Raw genomic sequence first — 19,147 nt, 5'->3', positions numbered from 1 at the left:
GCGCGGGCGCGGCTTGCGCCGCTCCTACAGGGCGAGGCCGTTGCAGCCGACGCTACTCGCGCGGCGCCTCGTCTGGATGGGCGCGCCGGCAGGTTCGGTTCGTCGTAGTACGGGTTGGCGCGGTCGCGGCTTGCGCCGCTCTTACAGGGCGAGCCCGTTGCAGCCGAAGCTCCCTGTAGGAGCGGCGCGAGCCGCGACGCGGCCAATCGTCGGCCGAGGAAATGCGAAGCCGCGGCGCCCCGCCCGACCTCGTATCCCCACTTCCCGCGACGCTCTGCACGCAGACGCAGCCCCGCCCCCGCAGCACCGAAACCGCAACCGCCCAAAACCGCACAACCTCGCCGCCGGCCCTGCCGCCAGCGACTCGTCGCTCGCGTCTTGTCGCCCGCTCCGCGCCCCCAACCCCCTGTCAAGCCTTGCCCCACGCCACCGGGCTGATACCCTGCAATCCGGCACTTTCCCCGCCGTGCCGATGCCGTCCCGGGCTCGCGCCATCAAGGCGCGCGGCTCCCGGCACGCTCTCCCGGCACGGCCGCACAATCGGTACGCATGTCCGCTCCTTTCGTTCATCTCCACCTGCACAGCGAGTACTCGCTGGCCGACTCGACCCTCCGCATCGGCGAGCTGGTCAAGCGTTGCGTCGCCCTCGGCCAGCCGGCCGTGGCCCTGACCGACCTCGACAACATCTTCGCCGCGGTCAAGTTCTACAAAGCCTGCGAAGGCGCCGGCATCAAGCCGATCATCGGCGCCGACGTGCATCTGGCCGACGGCAACGAATCGGCCTCGCGCCTGACCCTGCTGTGCCGCGACCGCGGCGGCTATCTGAGCCTGTCGCGCCTGCTCAGCCGCGCCTGGATGGAAGGCCACCGCACCGAAGGCGTGGTGCTGCGCCCGGAATGGCTGCGCGAGGACAACGACGGCCTGTTCGCGCTCGCCGGCCGCAACAGCCTGGCCGCGCGTCTGGCCGCGAGCAACCGCGAAGAGCTCGCCCACGCCTGGCTGGTCGACTGGCAGGGCGTGTTCGGCGACCGCCTGCACCTGGAACTCACCCGCACCCAGCGCGACGGCGAAGACGCCTTCAACGCCTTCGCCCTGCAGGCCGCGAGCAAGCGCGGCCTGCCGGTGGTGGCCAGCAACGACGCGCGCTTCCTCGACCGCGACGGTTTCGAAGCGCACGAAGCGCGCGTGTGCATCGCCTCCGGCCGCGTGCTCGACGACCCCAAGCGCCCGCGCGACTACAGCGAAGAGCAATACCTCAAGACCGGCGAGGAAATGGCCGCGCTGTTCGCCGACGTGCCCGATGCGTTCGACAACGCGCTGGCGCTGGCCACGCGCTGCAACGTCGAGCTCAAGCTGGGCGAATACGCGCTGCCGGCGTTCCCCACGCCGAGCGACCACACCATCGAATCGTGGCTGCGCAGCCAGTCGCGCGAAGGCCTGGCCAAGCGCCTGGAAAAGAACCCGCTCGCGCCCGGCAAGACCCGCGAGGAGTACGAGCAGCGCCTGGAAATCGAGCTGGACGTCATCATCAAGATGGGCTTCCCCGGCTACTTCCTGATCGTGGCGGACTTCATCAACTGGGCCAAGGATCACGAGATCCCGGTCGGCCCGGGCCGCGGTTCCGGCGCCGGCTCGCTGGTGGCCTGGGCGCTGGGCATCACCGACCTGGACCCGCTGCCCTACGACCTGCTGTTCGAGCGGTTCCTGAACCCCGAACGCGTGTCGATGCCCGACTTCGACATCGACTTCTGCATGGACCGCCGCGACGAGGTCATCGACTACGTCGCGCGCAAGTACGGCCGCGACCGCGTCTCGCAGATCATCACCTACGGCACCATGGCGGCCAAGGCGGTGGTGCGCGACGCCGGCCGCGTGCTCGGCCACCCGTACGGCTTCGTCGACGGCATCGCCAAGCTGATCCCGATGACCCTGGGCATCTCGCTCGACGACGCGCTGGGCGAATCCGAAGCGGCGGCGAAAAATCCGGAACTGGCCTCGGCCGACCTGATCCAGCGCTACCGCAACGAAGACGACGTGCGCGACCTGCTCGACCTGGCGCGCAGCCTGGAAGACCTGACCCGCAACGCCGGCAAGCACGCCGGCGGCGTGGTGATCGCGCCCAGCCCGCTGTCGGACTTCTGCCCGCTGTTCGCCGAACACGACGGCGAAGGCCGCGGCCGCAACCCGGTGACCCAGTTCGACAAGGACGACGTCGAAGCCGTCGGCCTGGTCAAGTTCGACTTCCTCGGCCTGCGCACGCTGACGATCATCGATTGGGCGGTGCGCGCGATCAACAAGCGCCGCGCCAAGGAAGGACAAGACCCGCTCGACATCAACGCGCTGGAGCTGACCGACAAGCCCACCTACGAGCTGTTCGCGCGCGGCGACACCGTCGCGGTGTTCCAGTTCGAATCGCGCGGCATGCGCGAGCTGCTCAAGCGCGCCAAGCCCGACACCTTCGAAGACATCATCGCGCTGGCCGCATTGTTCCGTCCCGGCCCGCTGGGCTCGGGGATGGACAAGGACTGGGTCGACCGCAAGCACGGCAACGCCGAGGTCACCTATCCGCACGATTCGCTGGAAGCGGTGTTGTCTCCGACCTACGGCGTCATCGTCTACCAGGAACAGGTGATGCAGATCGCCCAGGTCCTGGCCGGCTACACCCTCGGCGGCGCCGACATGCTGCGCCGCGCGATGGGCAAGAAGAAGCCGGAGGAGATGGCCAAGGAGCGCGCCAAGTTCGAGGCCGGCTGCGCCGAGCGCAACATCCCGGCCAAGCAGGCCAGCCCGATCTTCGACCTGATGGAGAAGTTCGCCGAGTACGGCTTCAACAAGTCGCACTCGGCCGCGTACGCGCTGGTGGCGTACCAGACCGGCTGGCTCAAGCGCCACTACGGCGCCGAGTTCATGGCCGCGACCTGTTCGTCGGACATGGACAACACCGACAAGGTGGTCAACTTCCTCGACGAAGCGCGGGTCATGGGCATCACCGTGCTGCCGCCGCACGTCAACGAATCGGAGTACATGTTCGAGGCGATCGACGCCAACACCATCCGCTACGGCATCGGCGCGGTGAAGGGCGTCGGCCGCGGCGTGTGCGAGTCGATCGTGGAAGCGCGCCGCGCCGGCCCGTTCGCCGACCTGCTCGACTTCTGCAAGCGCGTGGACAGCGGCAAGCTCAACCGCCGCGCGCTTGAAGCGCTGACCCACGCCGGCGCGCTCGACGGCCTGGGCAAGAACCGCGCAAGCCTGATGCTGCAGCTGCCCGAAGTGCTCAAGGCCACCGACCAGATGGCCAAGGAGCGCGCCGCGGGCCAGGTCTCGCTGTTCGGCGGCTTCGAAGCCGCCGCGCCGGCGCTGCACCTGGACCTCAGCGAAACCAACGAGTGGCCGCTGGCGCAGATCCTGCACGGCGAACGCGAAACCCTCGGCCACTACCTCAGCGGCCATCCCTTCGATCCGTATCGCGAAGAGCTGCGCTCGCTGGTCGGCACCGACCTGGGCGAGCTCGAAGGCATCTGGGAAAAACGCCCGGAAAGCGCGCGCAGCGGCTGGCGCCCGGAGCTGGAAGTGATCGTGGCCGGGCAAGTGGTCGGCCTGCGCAAGAAGGGCGACAGCCAGATGTTCGTGCAGATCGAGGACGGCCGCGGCCGCCTGGAGTGCGCGTTCTTCTCCGAGACCTACAGCGAGTTCGCCTCGATGCTGGCGCGCGACCGCCTGCTGGTGATCCAGGGTGGCCTGCGCGAGGACGCCTTCAGCGGCGGCTTCGCCCTGCGCGCGGCGCGCTGCTGGGACTACAACGCGGTCTGCGCCAAGCACGCCCAGCGTCTGGCCCTGCGCCTGGACCTGCGCGTGCCCGGCGCCTGGCAACGCGTCGACGCCCTGCTGGCCAAGCAGCGCCCCGGCCCGACCCCGATCCGCCTGGACCTGTTGCGCGACGGCGCGGCCGGCATGCTCGACCTCAACGGCCCGCAATCGGTACGCATCGACGCCGAACTGACCGGCCTGCTGCGCGCCCAGCCGGGCGTGAAGGCGGTCAAGCTGACCCTGTCCAAGCCGTGGGCGCGCTCCGGCGGCGATTGATGGCGCACACGTGAGCGTGCGGAAATGAGAAGTGAGTAGAGGCGCCGCTGTGCCGTTCGTTGCCCGCGCCTGCCCGCTCACTTCTCAGTTTCCGTACCCGCCCCATGCCTATCGGTACGGTCCGGCCGCCTGAGCTAGACTGTGCCCCTCCTCGGCCCATGGCCCACGCATGAACCCGAACTACCTCGACTTCGAGCAGCCCATCGCCGACCTGGAAGCCAAGATCCAGGAGCTGCGCCATGCCAGCAGCGGTCCGGCGGTCGACATCGACGCCGAAATCCACGCCCTGCAGGACAAGCTGCGCCTGCGCACCGCGCAGATCTTCCGCGACCTCTCGTCCTGGCAGATCTCCCAGCTCGCCCGCCATCCGGCCCGGCCGTACACGCTGGATTACGTGCGGGTGATGTGCGACGAGTTCCAGGAACTGGCCGGCGACCGCGCCTTCGCCGACGACAACGCCATCGTCGGCGGCCTGGCCCGCATCGCCGGGCGCAGCGTGGTCGTGGTCGGCCACCAGAAGGGCCGCGACACCAAGAGCAAGATCAAGCGCAACTTCGGCATGCCGCGCCCGGAGGGCTACCGCAAAGCGCTGCGGCTGATGAAGCTGGCCGAGCGTTTCGGCCTGCCGCTGCTGACCTTCATCGACACCGCCGGCGCCTGGCCGGGCATCGACGCGGAAGAACGCGGCCAGTCCGAAGCCATCGCCCGCAACCTGATGGAGATGGCCGGGCTCAAGACCCCGGTGATCTGCACCGTGATCGGCGAAGGCGGCTCCGGCGGCGCGCTCGCCATCGGCGTGGGCGACCGCACCTTGATGCTCGAATACAGCACCTACTCGGTGATCACCCCGGAAGGCTGCGCCTCGATCCTGTGGAAGACCGCCGACAAGGCCAAGGAGGCGGCCGAACAGCTCAGCCTGACCGCCAAGCGCCTGCTCGAGCTGGGCCTGATCGACAAGATCGTGCGCGAGCCGATCGGCGGCGCGCACCGCAACCCCAAGCAAATGGCCACGCGTCTGAAGGCCGTGCTGATCAACGAACTCGACGCGCTGGAAGGCGTGCCGACCGACGAACTGCTGCAGCGCCGTTACGAGCGGCTGCGCGGTTACGGCGCGTACGAAGCCGCCTGAGGCCTGCGAGTTCCTGAGCCGCCTGGACGCGGCGCGACGATGGAGAGCCACGGATGGCGCTGGGAAACTTCCTGAAATGGGTGGGCGGCGGCCTCGTCGCCATCGTCGCGGCCTTGTGCCTGCTGGTGCAGGGCGCGTACTGGTACGGCGCCTCGATGCTGCCGCAACGTCTGCCGCAGCCCGGACGCGAGTACCCCGCCGCGGCGCGCGAACTGCTGTGGCGCACGCTGGGCGGCGGCGACGCCGCGATCTCGGCTCGACGGCTCAACGCCTTCAGCTATGCGGGATTGATCTTCGAAACCCTGTTCCTGTACCTGGATCGCCACGGCGAATCGATGCTGCCGGCCGCCGATCTGGGACTGGTCGAGCAGACCAGCTTTGCGGTCCGCGATGCGTTGGTGGAGATCAGGCGCGCACGAGTCGCGGCGCCCTCATCGACATCGACATCGGCAGGTTCGAATGCGGCGGCGCTGCAGCAAGTTAGCTACGACTACGGGTTCGAATCGATGGCGCTGTTCATCCGCGCCAGCCGCGAATGGCCGGCCGAGCGCATGGCCGACTTCGTGCTGGGCTCCGGCGACTACGGCCGCGACAGCGCCAGCCTGGAGCGAGCGGCGCAGGCCTATTTCGGCATAACCGTGGAACAGCTCACGCGCGAGGAACTGGCGATGCTGGTGCTGCTGCGCATCCATCTGGGCGGCCGCGATCCGCACTGCGCTCCCGAAGCGTTCCGCCTGGCGTATGCCGAGGCGACGCAAGGAATCGGCGATTCCAAGCTGCCCGCACTTTCGGCGCGAACGCTGGCGCGGCTCAAGCCCATCGCCTGCCCGCCCGACGCGTAAGCGCCTCCTCGCTGTCGGCTGTTCGCAACGCCCATCGGGTCGAAGGCGCGGAGAAAGCCGCCAGCCCGATGCTTCGCAGCGATGCCCTACCCGAGATTCCGGGAGACCGGCGGAAACTACGCCCGCCGGCTCCGGCTGCGCCGTTAGTGCTCCAACACGCTGACGCTGGTGTTGTAGACCGAATCGGCCGTCCACGGCGAGCGATTGCCCACGCCCAGCGTGAACTGCAAGCTCTTGCCGCGGATGTCGCCGAGGTCGAAGTAGCGCATCGGCACCAACGCGCCCGGACACCAACTGCGCGGGTTGCTGGTGTTGTTGTTGCGGAAGATGCCGGGGTTGCCGCGCGGGCTGTACTGCTCGTAGGTCGCGCAATCGATCTTGGTGCTGAAGGTGGCGAGCTGCGCGCCGTTGAACTTCACGCTGACGTTGGTGTTGGTGTACTCCTGCCCGCCCGAAGACGCGCCGTAGCCGGCGATGCTGACCGCCAGCGTGGCGATGCCGAGGTTGGCCGTGTGCGCGACGGTGCCGGTCGCGATCGTGTCGCTCTTCTCGGGCGAACGCGACAGCAGGCTCAGCACATCCGGGTCGGCGCCAGCGCTCAGCGACTTGCGCGACACCAGCGCCAGCGAATACTTGAACCCGACCTCGGCGATGGCCGGATCGGTGACGCCGTGGTTCTGGCAGGCGTCGTCGCCGTACTGCGGATTGGAGCCGCCGCTGATGCCGACCCAGATGTCGCGGTCCGGATTGGCCAGCGCCGCCGCATACGGGTCCATCGGCGCGTCGGGATACACGCGCGTGGCCTTGGCGCCCTGCCACATGTCGCTGAAGGGCGAAATGAAATCGGTGAAGGTGACCCGCGGCGTATCCACCGTCGGCGTCTGCCCCTTCGGCAGGCTGATGAAGAACGCCGAAGCGAAACGGTCGTAGGGATCGCACTGGGCGTGATAGGTGATGCGCAGCGCGACGTCGTCGCCGATCTTGGCCTTGTCCGCATCGCTGAGCTTGCGCGCGAACTCGGTGCCGCGCTTCCACATCAGCAGCCCGGCCGGCGGCGTGTAGGTGGTCGGCTCGGTGCTGCGGTAGATGCCGAACTGCGGGACCTGATCGAGCACCAGCACGACCTTCTCCGGCGCCGGCGCGGTGTCGTGCGCTTCGAATTCGTAGATGCGCGCGGCGCTGTCGCTGCCCTGGGTCGGCGTGGTGAGGTTGAGCCGCACGTAGCGCGCGGCGATCGCATTCACGCTGTGGGTGGTGACGTTGTCGGTGTTGTTGCTGACGGTGACCGCGGTCGTCCACGCCGAACCGTCGGCGGAGGTCTGGATGTTGAAGTTGCGGGTGTTGTACGCCGCCGGTTCGCCGCCGGCGCCGGCATGCTTGACCACGAAGCTGGCGATGCTCTTGCTCGCGCCCAGGTCGACCTGCAGCCACTTGCTCGAGGCCGACGAACAGAACTTGTCGGCGTTGCCGCCGGACACGCTGCCGTTGACCGCCTTGGCCGCGGTCTCGTTGGCGTTGCACGCGGCCGAGCCGGTGGCGGGCCGGTTCAAGGCGAGATTGGCCGCCGACGCGGCGCCGCTGAGGCCGAGCGCGACCAGACCCGCCGCGCAGGCGGCCCGTTGCGCTTGCTGCAGACACAGGATCGATCGCATGGTGACTCCCAAGGGCGTGAGGGTTGCAGGGCGCGCAGCGCGAACGCGTCGACGTTGCGCAGACAATGTCCGCTCGTCCAAAAAAAGCGGAAAAATCCAAAGACGCGTGTAGTGCGGAGCGTGGTTCGAAGGCTGCGGAACCGCGCTCGCGAGCTCAGCGCGATCCGCGTTGACGCATCTTCTCAAGCGCACAAGCCCAGGTCTTTCACCGTGCCAGCAAGAAAGCACCGGTGCCGTGTGATGTTTCGCACAGATCAAGACAAAAGCGCGTCGTTCACAAAACCACACGCGCGCAAGAACCACGCCCCCCCTGTAGGAGCGACGCAAGTCGCGACCGCGAAAACACGACCACCGCGCCAGCATCGCCCCAACTGCACAGTCGCCACCGCAGCTCGCGCCATTCCCAGAGCCGGCCCCGCAAGCGAAAAACCGAAGCACAAACAAAGAAAAACGCCGGACCCGAAGGCCCGGCGTTCGCATTCCCATCGTCGTCGTGCGCCGCCCAGTTCAAGGCGCGCCGGTCAGCTCCAAGCGCGCTGATACTGATCCGGCACGTGCGTACTCGCGCCCAGCTCGCGCGCGGCGCGATGCGGGAAGTACGGATCGCGCAGCAGCTCGCGCGCCAGCAGCACCACATCGGCCTCGCCTTCGGCGACGATGCTTTCGGCCCGCGCCGCGCGGGTGATCAATCCGACCGCGCCGGTGGCGATGCCGGCCTCGCGGCGGATGCGCGCGGAGAACGGCACCTGATAGCCCGGCTCGTCGCCGGGAATGCGCGCGTTCGGCACCAGTCCGCCGCTGGACACGTCGATCAAATCCACGCCCAGCTCCTTGACCATGCGCGCCAGCGCTACGCTCTGCTCGATGTCCCAACCGCCTTCGGCCCAATCGGTGGCGGAGATGCGCAACCACAGCGGCAAGCGCTCCGGCCACACCTCGCGCACCGCCGCCAGCACTTCGCGCAGCAGACGGGTGCGGTTTTCGAAGCTGCCGCCGTAGCGATCCTCGCGCCGGTTCGACAGCGGCGACAGGAACTGGTGCAGCAGGTAGCCGTGCGCGGCGTGGATCTCGACCAACTGGAAACACGAATCCAGCGCGCGCTGCGCGGCGGCGGCGAAATCGTCGACGACGGTGCGGATCTCGATCGGCTGCAACTCGCGCGGTTGCGGCGCGCCGTCGCGGAACGGCAGCGGCGAAGGCGCCACCGGCGTCCAGCCGCCGTCTTCGGCGCGCACCGGCTGGCCGCCCAGCCACGGCGCGGCGACGCTGGCCTTGCGCCCGGCGTGGGCCAACTGCACGCCCACCGCTGCCTCGCGCGAACGCAGGAAGCAGGTGATGCGGTGCCAGGCCTCGGCTTGCGAGGCGTTCCACAAGCCGGTGTCGGCCGCGGAGATGCGGCCCTCCGGCGACACCGCGCAGGCTTCGGTCAGCACCAGCCCGGCACCGCCGACCGCGCGGCTGCCCAGATGGACGAAATGCCAGTTGTTGGGCAAGCCGTCGCTGGCCGAGTACTGGCACATCGGCGAGACCGCGATGCGGTTGCGCAAGGTCAACGAGCGTTGCGACAGCGGAGCGAAAAGCCGGGACACGACGGGATTCTCTTGGTAGGGATCTGCGGATCAAGGTATAGGCGGCCCCCGGCCGGGGCAGCATCACGCATGGGTTGCTGCGTCCCGTTGCCGTGGCACCATGCGCGCATGCACGCATCCCCCGCCGAGGCGATCCCCGCCGCGCTCGCCGCCCTGCCGGCGGCGCCGCTGTGCGTGGGCTACAGCGGCGGCCTGGATTCCAGCGTGCTGCTGCACGCCCTGGCGGCGTCGCCGGCCGCGCGCGAACGCGGGCTGCGCGCCTGGCACGTGCACCACGGCCTGCACCCCGACGCCGACGCCTGGGCCGCGCATTGCGCGCAGGTTTGCGCCGGCTACGGCCTGGAACTGACCGTTTCGCGGGTGTCGGTTGCGCGCGACGGCGGCGACGGCCCCGAAGCCGCCGCACGCGCCGCACGTCATGCCGCCTTCGCCGCCGGCCTGGGCGCGGGCGAAGCGCTGGCGCTGGCGCACCATCGCGACGATCAGGCCGAAACCCTGCTGCTGCGGCTGCTGCGCGGCTCCGGCCCCGACGGCCTGGCGGCGATGCGCGAGTGGCGCGACTGCGGCCGCGGCCGGCTGTGGCGGCCGCTGCTGGCGCTGCCGCGTGCGGCGCTGGAGGCGTATGCGCGCGAACACACGCTGCGTTGGATCGACGATCCCGGCAACGACGAAGAACGCTACGACCGCAACTTCCTCCGCCACCGCGCGCTGCCGCTGCTGCGCGAGCGCTGGCCGCAGGCGTCCGCCGCGCTCGCGCAATCGGCGCGCCTGCAGGAAGAAGCGGCCGGATTGCTCGACAGCGAAGACGCGGCCGCGTTGGCGCAGGTGCGCAGCCTGGATCCGCAGGCGCTCTCGCGCAGCGGCCTGCGCGCGCTGGCGCCGGCGCGGCGCGCGCGCGTGCTGCGGCGCTGGATCGCCGCGCTGGCGCTGCCGCCGCTGCCGGCGCAGGGCGTGGCGCGGATCGAGCGCGAGCTGTTGCCGGCGCGCGCCGACGCGCAAGCGCAGTTCGCCTGGAACGGCGCGGTGGTGCGCGCCTGGCGCGATGTGCTGTACGCGCAACATCTGCGCCCGCCGCTGCCGCACGACTGGCGCACCGGCTGGGACGGCCGCGCGCCGCTGGCGCTGCCCGGCGGCGGCCGCTGGCGGCTCGACGGCGCCGCGGGATTCGACGCGCCGCTGATCGCGCACGCGCGCGCCGGCGGCGAGCGCATCGCCCTGCCCGGACGCGCGCATCGCCACAGCCTCAAGCACGCGCTGCAGGCGCTGGGCGTGCCGCCGTGGGAGCGCGAGCGCCTGCCGCTGCTGGCCGACGCCGACGGCGAGGTGTGGGCGGCCGGCGATCTGTTGTATTCGGCGCGCATGGATGCGTGGTTGCGCGAGCGCGGGGCGCGGTTGGAGTGGGTGGCGTAGCCCGATGAGCTTGCGTCGTTGGTGCGCTGGCGCGGTCGCGGCTTGCGCCGCTCCTACAGGGCGAGTCCGAAACCGCGCTATCGCCCTGTAGGAGCGGCGCAAGCCGCGACCGCGAACCCACGCCATCCGGCGCAACTGTCGCAACCGCGACGCCCAGTCGCACGCCCTTCACCCCGCGCGCATTGACCCCGCCCGGCCCCCGGCTCACACTTTCCCCATGCCCCGCAAAACCACCACCGAAGCCTCGCCGGTCGCCGATTTCGAGCAGTCGCTGGACGCGCTCGAGCAACTGGTCGAGAAGATGGAACACGGCGAAATGAGCCTGGAGGAGTCGCTGGCCGCTTACGAGCGCGGCGTCGGCCTCTATCGCCGCTGCCAGAGCGCGCTGGAACAGGCCGAGCTGCGCGTGCGCCTGCTCACCGATCCGCAGGATCCGGCCAGCGCCGAACCTTTCGGCAATGCCGGCCCGCCGGGCAGCGATGTCGATGCCTGAACCCCGCGCTGCCGCCCAGGCCCGCGCCGAGTCCTCCGGCTCCGCCTTGGCCGGCTTCGATGCGCGCGCGCTCGACGGCGTGATCGCCGGCTGGCGCGAACGCGCCGATGCCGCCCTGGTCCGCGCCCTGCCCGATTCCGAAACCGAACCGCGCCGCCTGCACCAGGCCATGCGCCACGCCGTGCTGCTCGGCGGCAAGCGCATGCGTCCGCTGCTGGTCTACGCCAGCGGCGCGCTGTTCGAAGTCGCGCCGTCGGTGCTCGACGCGCCGGCCGCGGCGGTCGAACTGATCCACGCCTATTCGCTGGTCCACGACGACCTGCCGGCGATGGACGACGACGCCCTACGCCGCGGCCAGCCGACCGTGCATGTGGCCTTCGACGAGGCCACTGCGATCCTCGCCGGCGATGCATTGCAATCGCTGGCCTTCGCCGTACTCGCCGACACCGACACCTTGGACGCGATCCGCGTCGACCTGCTGCGCACCCTGGCCCAGGCCGCCGGCGTGGCCGGCATGTGCGGCGGCCAGGCGCTGGACATCGACGCCACCGGCGCCGGCGTGCAGCTGAGCCTGCCGGCGCTGGAGCGGCTGCATTCGCTCAAGACCGGCGCGCTGATCCGCGCCAGCGTGCGCATGGGCGCGCTGTGCGGCGGCGCCGACACGGCCGCGCTGGCGGCGCTGGACCGCTACGCGCGCGCGCTCGGGCTGGCGTTCCAGGTACGCGACGACATCCTCGACATCGAAGGCGACAGCCAGACCCTGGGCAAGACCGCCGGCAAGGACCTGGCCCAGGACAAGTCGACCTTCCCCGCCCTGATCGGCCTGGACGCCTCGCGCGCGCGCCTGGACGAGCTCGGCGCGGCGATGCGCGAAGCGCTGGAGCCGTTCGGCCCGCGCGCCGCGGCGCTGCACGCGCTGGGGCGGCTGGCGATCGAGCGCGATCGCTGAGACCCGCCAGGCGCTCAGGAGACCGGTCTTGCTGGCGTTGATCCGCGAAATATCGGCCTACACCGCTCCCGACCAATTGCTCGGCCTCTTCACCACCGCCGAACGGGCGGCTCAGGCGCGCGACGAGTATCTGGCCGACGTCGCCCGGCACGATCCCTGGCGCGAGCAGGCCTATCACCACAACGTCGATCCGGCCTTGGACCTGCGCACCGTGCCGGTCGAGGACCGGCGTCGCGACCGCGGCGGCGATACGGTGTATGCGCTGGCCGAGTTCGAAGAAGCCTTCGGCCAGATTTACATCGTTTTCTCCGCGGTGTTCGACGATCTGGCCGAGGCCGAAGCCGCGGGCGCCGCGCTCGAACAGCGCGAGCATTCGTGCGTGTACTACACGCAGGTCGCGACCGTGCCGCTGGACGGCTACCGCTGGCGGATCGAGTCGCCGGACGACGATCTGTGGAAGTGATCCGACGGCTCCGCGCCGCGGCCCCAGCGGAAACGGGCCGAAGCCCGACTTAGAACGCGCCCAAAGAAAAAGCGGGCAAAGCCCGCCTCGCGATCGCGCACAAGAAAAAAGGCGGGCCGAAGCCCGCCTTTTCCGTGTCGGCGCCGGTCGTGCCGGCGTCGCGCGCTTACTTCACCAGACGCAGGGTGAAGGGGTAGCGGTAGCTCTCGCCCTTGTTGGCGGCCAGCGCGGCGATGATGCTCAGCACCAGCCAGGCGATGCCGACGACGATCATGACCAGCACGCCGATCAGCACCAGGGTCAGGATGCCGCCGACGATCATCGCGATCAGCACGGTGATGTTGAAGTTCAGCGCTTCCTTGCCCTGGTCGGCGACGAAGGGCATGGTGTCCTTCTTCATCAGCCACACCACCAGCGGGCCGAGGATGGTGCCGAAGGGAACGATCAAACCGACCAGCGTGCTCAGATGAGCCAGCATGCCCCAAGTCTTCTCGTCCTGACTGATATCGTTCATTACGCTTCCCCTACGTGTTTGGATGGAGTGGTGGTTCGAAGTTTCCCGCGGCCGCGCCCCGGTCCCCTTGGCGGGCATCATAAACCTTTATTCATCACAGATTAACCACGCCGGCGCGCAAGTTTCGCACGCAGCGGCGCAACGCAAAGCCGCGCGGCGGGCGGCCACACGGCGGCGGATGGATGCAAATCGAGCGCGCGGCCGGCACGCAACGCAATTGGAGCGGACGCCAACAGGTTTTCCGCGCGGGAAAGCTCCCGCGCCTCGCAGCGCGCACGCCTCAGGGGCGCGCGCCCACCGACGACGCCGGCCGGCTCAGGCCCGGCGCCAGCTCCGCAGCGGCGGCAGCGCGCGGCTGTCGGGAAACACCCGGCTTTCCACCGCCGCTTCGGCCAGGCCCAGGTGCTCGCTCAGCACGCTCTTGAACACCGCGCGCAGGTCGGTGGTGGCGCGCAGGTCGCGGCCCTCGTTGAGCTGGGACGGCCCCAGCCCCGGCCAGTCGCCGCCGATGCGGCCGCCGCGCACCGCGCCGCCGCACAGCAGGGCCATGCCGCCGGTGCCGTGGTCGGTGCCCTCGGTGCCGTTGAGCGCGGCGGTGCGGCCGAATTCGGTCACCACCGCCACCACCGTGCGCGGCCACAGCGCGCCGAAGCCGTCGCGCGCGGCGGCCAGGCCCTGGTCGAGTTCGGCCAGCTTGCGCTGCAGTTGCGGCGCCTGGTTGCGGTGGCTGTCCCAGCCGCTGTCCTCGACGAAGCCGATGCGCGGGCCGTCGGCCGCGCCCATGCGCTGCGCCGCCACCCGCATCGCCTCGGGCAGGGCGAACGCGCCCTTGCCGTCGCGCTGCATGCCGGCGCTGGCGGCGGAGCGTTCGAAGGTTTCGCTCAGGCGCGCGTCGGCCGCGTACAGCGGCTGTAGCTGCTGCAGCAACTGCGGGTCGACCGGACGCGGCAGCGGCGGCCACCAGTTGCTGGCGCGGTCGCTGCCGCGCATCGCCAGCGGCATCACCGCGGCCACCGCCAGCGCCGACTCGCTCGGCATCGCCCGCACGCAGCGGCCGAGCCAGCCGTCGCGCGCGCCGTTGGGCGTGGCGGTGCCGTTCTCCAGGCAATCCTGGGCGTCGAAATGCGAGCGCTGCCGGTACGGCGGCGCCACCGCCACCAGCGGCAGCAACTGCCCGGCGCGGTACATCGCCGCCGACTGCTGCATCGCCGGATGCAGGCCGAACAGGCCGTCGATGCGGATCGGATCGGCGACCGCGCCGTCGCGGCGCAGCGTCGCGTACGCCGGTTCGGCATAAGGCGGCAGCAGGTGCAGGCCGTCGAGGCCGCCGCGCAGCAGCACCAGCAGGAAGCGGGTGTCGGCGCCGCCGGCCGCGGCGGTGATGCGCGGAAACAGGGTCAGCAGCGCGCTGGCGCCGAACCCGGCCAGCAGGCCGCGGCGCTGGCGCTCGAGCGCGCTCATCGCGGCGCTGGGATCGTTGGCATCGCGTCCCATCTCACACCCTCCACTGGAACGCGGGGCTGGCGAACAGCAGCGAGTAGCCGTCGCTGGCCGAACCGGCGCGACGCAGGCCGAGGGCGAAATCGCCGCTCACCGCCTGGCTGCCGAGCACTTCGAGCGCGCGCTGATACGGGGTGACGCTGCCCGAATCCACCCGTGCGGCGAACATCTGCGCGGCCTGGATGCGCTTGAACAAGCCGTCGGGGCTGCTCCAGTCGGCCGCGGTGTCGGGAAAGCCGGCCGGCGAGCGCGGGGTGAACACCGGTTGGCCGAGGCTGGCGAGCAAGCCGACCAGCGCGCGCGCCTGATCGTCCACCGCCAGTTCGCCGGCGCGCAGCGCCGAGATCACGAAATCGTTGGGCGTCTTGAACTTGCGCGCGTCCGCCGACCACGCCTGCTCGCTGTCGATCAGCGCGCGGTACAGCGCACGCAGGTCGCCGTCTTCGCGCAGGTAGGCCTGGGCCATGCGTTCCACCAGCGCCGGCGGCGGCTGGTCGGCGACGAAGTGGCGGGCCAGCTTGAAGCTCAGATGATGCGCGGTCGCCGGATGCCGGGCGAGGTCGGCCAGCACCGCGCGGCCTTGCTCTTGCCCGCCTTCGGCGTACTGACGGCCGAGCACGCGGCGCGCGCCGGGCTCGTGCGCGTTGGCGCGGAACACGAACGGCTGCGCGGCGTCTTCGTCGCGCGGGCCGGGCGTGCTCCAGCCGGTGATCGCGCGCGCCAGTTCGATCACATCGTCCTGGCGATAGCCACCGTCGACGCCGAGCGTGTGCAGCTCCAGGATCTCGCGCGCCAGGTTCTCGTTGAGCCCGCGCTTCTCGCGCCCGAGCTTCTGCGCGCGCATCGCCGCGCGCGAGTCGTCGCCGATCGAGGCGGCGTTGTCGAGATAGCGCAGCATCGCCGGATGGCTTTCCACCGCCAGCAGCATGTCCTGGAAACGGCCGAGCACGTGCGGGCGGATCGCTTCGCGCTCCATCGAGCCGGCGTACAGACGCGCGTTGCCCTTGTCGATGGAGACGGCGAAGTGGTTCGACCAGAACTGGGTCAGGCGCTCGACGAAGGGCGCATCGGTGTCGGCGGCGTGGCGGTAGCGCGCGGCGAATTCGGCCAGCTGCTGGCGGCGCAGTTCGCGGCGCAGGTTGTCGGCCGGATCGGCGGCGCCGCGTGGCGCGGACGGGGTTTCGGCTGCGGCGGCGAAGCGGGCGCGGCGGCGGATGCGGGCGTCTGCGGCGGGCGTGGCCATGCTCGTCGCTTCGGCCATCGTCGAAGCCTCGGCCGGCATCGCGGCGCCGGCTGCCGCGTCGGGCGACATCGCCGCGCCCTCGCCGGCCGCCGGCGCGGCCTGGCCGCGCGGCGCGCGTTCGGCGCGGTTGAGCTGCTGCTGGCGATACTCCAGGCGCATGGTCTCCAGGCTGCCGGGCAGCGCGGCGAACGCATCGAGCGTCGGCGGACGGCGCAACTGCGCGAGCAACTGCTCGCGCCCATCGCTGCCGCCGCGCTCCAGCTCGCCCGGGCGCGCGCCCAGTCCGAAACGGTTGGCGGCCGTGGCCTTGCTCGCGCTCATCGGGGTTCCCGGCGGTGGACTAGTCGCTGGGAACGGCTGCGGGGGCGTGGCGTTGACAGGCGGGAGGCCTGTTCAGCGGGGACGGCGGTGTCGCGATGGCGACGGGCGCGGCGGATGCGGCGCGAACGCAGGGGCGAAGCGGTGGAGCGGCGTCGCGATGAAGCCCTGGATGCCCGCCTTCGCGGGCATGACGGCAAGTGGGTTTCGCGGCAAGTCGGTTTCGCCGCGCCTCTACAAGTCGTCATCCCCGCGAAGGCGGGGATCCAAACACTTCAGAGTCCTGCCTCGATGGAGCCCTGGATGCCCGCCTTCGCGGGCATGACGGTGGGTGGGTTTCGCCGCTAGTCGGTTTCGCCGCGCTTCTCCAAGTCGTCATCCCCGCGAACGCGGGGATCCAGAGACTTCAGAGCCATGCCTCAATGAAGCCCTGGATGCCCGCCTTCGCGGGCATGACGGCAGGTGGGTGTCGCGGCAAGTAGGTTCCGCCGACCTCTCCAAGTCGTCATCCCCGCGAAGGCGGGGATCCAGAGACTTCAGAGCCATACCGCGATGCCCCCTGGATGCCCGCCTTCGCGGGCATGACGGTAGGTGGGTTGCGCGGCAAGTCGGTTCCGCCGCGCGTCTCCAAGTCGTCATCCCCGCGAAGGCGGGGATCCAGAGACTTCAGAGTCATGCATCGATGAAGCCCTGGATGCCCGCCTTCGCGGGCATGACGGTGGGTGGGTTTCGCCGCTAGTCGGTTTCGCCGCGCCTCTCCAAGTCGTCATCCCCGCGAACGCGGGGATCCAGAGACTTCAGAGCCATGCCGCGATGAAGCCCTGGATGCCCGCCTTCGCGGGCACGACGATGCGAGAGTTCGCGTGCAAGACAGCGAACAACGTCCGCGACAGGTCGCCCTGTCGCCGCCGCTCACTCCCCCGCCACCATCATCTTGCCCACCAGGATCGAGCCGGTGCGCACGTGCGAGCGCAGGTCCACATCGTTGCCGATCGCTTCGAAGCTCTCGAACATGCGCCGCAGGTTGCCGGCGATGGTGATGCCGTCGACCGGGTACTGGATTTCGCCGTTCTCGACCCAGAACCCGGCCGCGCCGCGCGAGTAGTCGCCGGTGACGGCGTTGACGCCCTGCCCCATCAGTTCGGTGACCAGCAGGCCGCGGCCCATCTGCCGCAGCAGCGAGGCGAAGTCGCCGGCGTTGGCGGCGACTTCCAGGTTGTGCACGCCGCCGGCGTTGCCGGTGCTGTGCAGGCCGAGCTTGCGCGCCGAGTAGCTGCCGAGCACGTAACGCTGCAGCACGCCGCCTTCGACCAGCATCGATTCGTGCGTGGCCACGCCTTCGCCGTCGTAGGCGGTCGAGCGCAGGCCGCGCATCACGAACGGGTTTTCGCGCACCGAAAACCACTCGGGGAACAGTTTTTGTCCGGCGCTGTCGAGCAGGAAGCTGGCGCGCCGGTACAGCGCGCCGCCGCTGACTCCGGCGATCAAGTGGCCGATCAGCGAGCGCGCGCTTTCGGCCGCGAACAGGACCGGATACTCGCCGGTGGCGAGCTGGCGCGGCGCCAGCCGCGCGACCGTGCGCTCGCCGGCCTGGCGCCCGACGGAGGCGGCCGATTCCATGTCGTCGGCGGACAGGCCCAGGGTGTACCAGCCGTCGCGCTGCATCGCCTCGCCGCGACCGGCGATCAACGCGCAGCTCAGGCTGTGCTGGGTGCTGCGTTCGCGGCCGAGGAAGCCGTGCGAGTTGGCGTACACCGCCAGGCTGGCGCCTGTGCCGACCGAGGCGCCGTCGGAATTCTCGATGCGCGGATCGAACGCGCGCCCGGCCGCTTCGCTGGCCAGGGCCAGTTCGATCGCCCGGTCGGCATCGATGTACCACGGATGCCAGGTGTCGAAATCGCGATCGCCGCGCGCCATCAGCTCGGCGTCGGCGAGGCCGGCGGCGGGGTCGTCCTCGGTGTAGCGGGCGATCGCGCAGGCCTGCTCGACCGTGGATTCCAGGCTTTCCTCGCGCAGGTCCGCGGTGCTGGCGCTGCCCTTGCGCTGGCCGAAATAGACGGTGACGCCGATGCCGCGGTCGCGGGTGGATTCCACCGTCTCGACCTCGCCCATGCGCACGTTGACGTTGAGGCCGGCGTCTTCCGAGCACGAGACCTCGGCCTGGCTCGCCCCGCGCGCGCGCGCGGCGGCCAGCAGGCGCTGGGACAGCTCGGCCAGCGCGTCCAGGCGCGCGTCCGGGTCGGCGAAGGTGTGGGCGGCGGCGGAGGTGAGGGCTTGCGCGTTCAATGGCTTATCCTAGGCAGTGGCGGCGCCGTGGGCGCCGCCGTCGTAACGTTCAGTTTATCGAGGGAAGTGCGATGCGCGGCAGAGACGAAGACACCGGCGAATTTTTCAGCCCCAGCCGCAGCCAGAACCGGCGCGAGGCGCTGGAGGTGCTGGCGCTGGCGGAAAAACTGGTCGCGCTGAGCGAGCCCCAGCTGGCCAAGCTGCCGGTGCCCGAGGCGTTGCTGCCGCACATCCGCGAGACCAAGCGCATCACCGCCCACGTCGCCCACAAGCGCCAGTTGGCGTTTCTGGCCAAGCAGATGCGGCGCGAAGACGAAGAAGCGCTGGAGCGGCTGCGCGACGCGATGGACGAAAAAGGCGACGCGGCGCGGCGCGAGGTCGCGGCGATGCACCGGGTCGAGCAATGGCGCGAACGCCTGCTCGACGACGGCGACGCCGCGCTGGCCGAGCTGCTCGACGAATATCCGCACGCCGACCGCCAGCGCATGCGCCAGCTGGTGCGCAACACGCTCGACGAGCGCAAGCGCAACAAGCCGCCGCACGCGTTCCGCGAGCTGTACCGCGAGTTGCGCGCGGCGATCCTCGGCGCCGCCGAGGGCGACGCCGATGCGGACGAAAACAGCGACAGCGAAGACGGCTCGCCCGAGCGCGACTGAACCGCGGCACCCGCGCGCGC

Annotated in this window: 14 protein-coding genes; 8 read left to right on the top strand and 6 right to left on the bottom strand. The window is 70.4% G+C overall.

The window, feature by feature from the left end; all coding sequences use genetic code 11:
* Positions 1-549 precede the first annotated feature (549 nt).
* From dnaE to BLU84_RS10305, 3 genes are all read left to right on the top strand, one after another.
* Entirely contained in the window at positions 550-4,083 is a 3,534-nt protein-coding gene (dnaE, locus tag BLU84_RS10315) for a DNA polymerase III subunit alpha (RefSeq protein ID WP_074866075.1), read from the top strand.
* A gap of 169 nt (positions 4,084-4,252) precedes the next feature.
* On the top strand, positions 4,253-5,212 hold the full coding sequence (locus BLU84_RS10310; protein ID WP_074866072.1) for an acetyl-CoA carboxylase carboxyltransferase subunit alpha: 960 nt from the start codon (positions 4,253-4,255) through the stop codon (positions 5,210-5,212).
* Positions 5,213-5,265: 53 nt separating this feature from the next.
* Positions 5,266-6,054: a transglycosylase domain-containing protein gene (locus BLU84_RS10305; protein ID WP_074866069.1), complete on the top strand. Its 789-nt coding sequence runs from the start codon at positions 5,266-5,268 to the stop codon at positions 6,052-6,054.
* 143 nt (positions 6,055-6,197) lie between these two features.
* Here BLU84_RS10305 and BLU84_RS26360 read toward each other — a convergent pair whose 3' ends face one another.
* Both BLU84_RS26360 and BLU84_RS10290 read right to left on the bottom strand, forming a co-directional pair.
* The gene (locus BLU84_RS26360) at positions 6,198-7,706 is read right to left on the bottom strand and encodes a discoidin domain-containing protein (protein WP_211664518.1); all 1,509 of its coding nucleotides are present in this window, start codon (positions 7,704-7,706) and stop codon (positions 6,198-6,200) included.
* 521 nt (positions 7,707-8,227) lie between these two features.
* Positions 8,228-9,295, bottom strand: coding sequence for an NADH:flavin oxidoreductase/NADH oxidase (locus BLU84_RS10290; protein ID WP_074866066.1), 1,068 nt, complete (start codon positions 9,293-9,295; stop codon positions 8,228-8,230).
* Between the two features lie 108 nt (positions 9,296-9,403).
* Here BLU84_RS10290 and tilS point away from each other — a divergent pair, with 108 nt between their 5' ends.
* The 4 genes from tilS to BLU84_RS10270 all read left to right on the top strand — a co-directional run bounded on the left by tilS (position 9,404) and on the right by BLU84_RS10270 (position 12,610).
* Positions 9,404-10,705, top strand: a complete 1,302-nt coding sequence (gene tilS, locus BLU84_RS10285) for a tRNA lysidine(34) synthetase TilS (protein WP_074866063.1) — start codon at positions 9,404-9,406, stop codon at positions 10,703-10,705.
* A gap of 217 nt (positions 10,706-10,922) precedes the next feature.
* The gene (locus BLU84_RS10280; RefSeq protein ID WP_074866060.1) at positions 10,923-11,198 is read left to right on the top strand and encodes an exodeoxyribonuclease VII small subunit; all 276 of its coding nucleotides are present in this window, start codon (positions 10,923-10,925) and stop codon (positions 11,196-11,198) included.
* Entirely contained in the window at positions 11,191-12,147 is a 957-nt protein-coding gene (gene ispA / locus BLU84_RS10275; protein ID WP_083382476.1) for a (2E,6E)-farnesyl diphosphate synthase, read from the top strand. Before BLU84_RS10280 ends, ispA begins: the two co-directional genes overlap by 8 nt.
* Positions 12,148-12,175: 28 nt before the next feature.
* Positions 12,176-12,610 carry a hypothetical protein gene (locus BLU84_RS10270; protein WP_074866057.1) on the top strand — a complete coding sequence of 145 codons (435 nt, stop codon included), beginning with the start codon at positions 12,176-12,178 and terminating at the stop codon, positions 12,608-12,610.
* Positions 12,611-12,776: 166 nt separating this feature from the next.
* Here BLU84_RS10270 and BLU84_RS10265 read toward each other — a convergent pair whose 3' ends face one another.
* The 4 genes from BLU84_RS10265 to pmbA all read right to left on the bottom strand — a co-directional run bounded on the left by BLU84_RS10265 (position 12,777) and on the right by pmbA (position 18,471).
* The gene (locus tag BLU84_RS10265; RefSeq protein WP_074866054.1) at positions 12,777-13,124 is read right to left on the bottom strand and encodes a DUF4870 domain-containing protein; all 348 of its coding nucleotides are present in this window, start codon (positions 13,122-13,124) and stop codon (positions 12,777-12,779) included.
* A gap of 315 nt (positions 13,125-13,439) precedes the next feature.
* Positions 13,440-14,618: a DUF1501 domain-containing protein gene (locus tag BLU84_RS10260; protein WP_233431113.1), complete on the bottom strand. Its 1,179-nt coding sequence runs from the start codon at positions 14,616-14,618 to the stop codon at positions 13,440-13,442.
* Position 14,619: 1 nt separating this feature from the next.
* Positions 14,620-16,188, bottom strand: coding sequence for a DUF1800 domain-containing protein (locus BLU84_RS10255; RefSeq protein WP_074866053.1), 1,569 nt, complete (start codon positions 16,186-16,188; stop codon positions 14,620-14,622).
* A 909-nt stretch (positions 16,189-17,097) separates the two neighbouring features.
* Positions 17,098-18,471, bottom strand: coding sequence for a metalloprotease PmbA (gene pmbA, locus BLU84_RS10250; protein ID WP_074866051.1), 1,374 nt, complete (start codon positions 18,469-18,471; stop codon positions 17,098-17,100).
* A 71-nt stretch (positions 18,472-18,542) separates the two neighbouring features.
* On the opposite strand from pmbA, the gene yjgA reads away from it, so the two are divergent.
* A complete protein-coding gene (yjgA, locus tag BLU84_RS10245; protein ID WP_074866048.1) occupies positions 18,543-19,127 on the top strand; it encodes a ribosome biogenesis factor YjgA in 585 nt (194 codons plus the stop codon).
* Positions 19,128-19,147: the final 20 nt, after the last annotated feature.

This window comes from Lysobacter enzymogenes (genome assembly GCF_900106525.1).
GTDB classification, from domain to species: Bacteria; Pseudomonadota; Gammaproteobacteria; order Xanthomonadales; family Xanthomonadaceae; genus Lysobacter; species Lysobacter enzymogenes.
Note: the sequence above shows the minus strand (reverse complement) of the source record. Positions and strands in the feature narration are given on the sequence as shown.

Bases quoted from the DNA above. Each gene is read 5' to 3' on its own strand.
- dnaE (WP_074866075.1), top strand. From the start codon at position 550: ATGTCCGCTCCTTTCGTTCATCTCCACCTGCACAGCGAGTACTCGCTG.
- BLU84_RS10310 (WP_074866072.1), top strand. From the start codon at position 4,253: ATGAACCCGAACTACCTCGACTTCGAGCAGCCCATCGCCGACCTGGAA.
- BLU84_RS10305 (WP_074866069.1), top strand. From the start codon at position 5,266: ATGGCGCTGGGAAACTTCCTGAAATGGGTGGGCGGCGGCCTCGTCGCC.
- BLU84_RS26360 (WP_211664518.1), bottom strand. From the start codon at position 7,706: ATGCGATCGATCCTGTGTCTGCAGCAAGCGCAACGGGCCGCCTGCGCG.
- tilS (WP_074866063.1), top strand. From the start codon at position 9,404: ATGCACGCATCCCCCGCCGAGGCGATCCCCGCCGCGCTCGCCGCCCTG.
- BLU84_RS10280 (WP_074866060.1), top strand. From the start codon at position 10,923: ATGCCCCGCAAAACCACCACCGAAGCCTCGCCGGTCGCCGATTTCGAG.
- ispA (WP_083382476.1), top strand. From the start codon at position 11,191: ATGCCTGAACCCCGCGCTGCCGCCCAGGCCCGCGCCGAGTCCTCCGGC.
- BLU84_RS10265 (WP_074866054.1), bottom strand. From the start codon at position 13,124: ATGAACGATATCAGTCAGGACGAGAAGACTTGGGGCATGCTGGCTCAT.
- BLU84_RS10260 (WP_233431113.1), bottom strand. From the start codon at position 14,618: ATGGGACGCGATGCCAACGATCCCAGCGCCGCGATGAGCGCGCTCGAG.
- BLU84_RS10255 (WP_074866053.1), bottom strand. From the start codon at position 16,188: ATGAGCGCGAGCAAGGCCACGGCCGCCAACCGTTTCGGACTGGGCGCG.
- yjgA (WP_074866048.1), top strand. From the start codon at position 18,543: ATGCGCGGCAGAGACGAAGACACCGGCGAATTTTTCAGCCCCAGCCGC.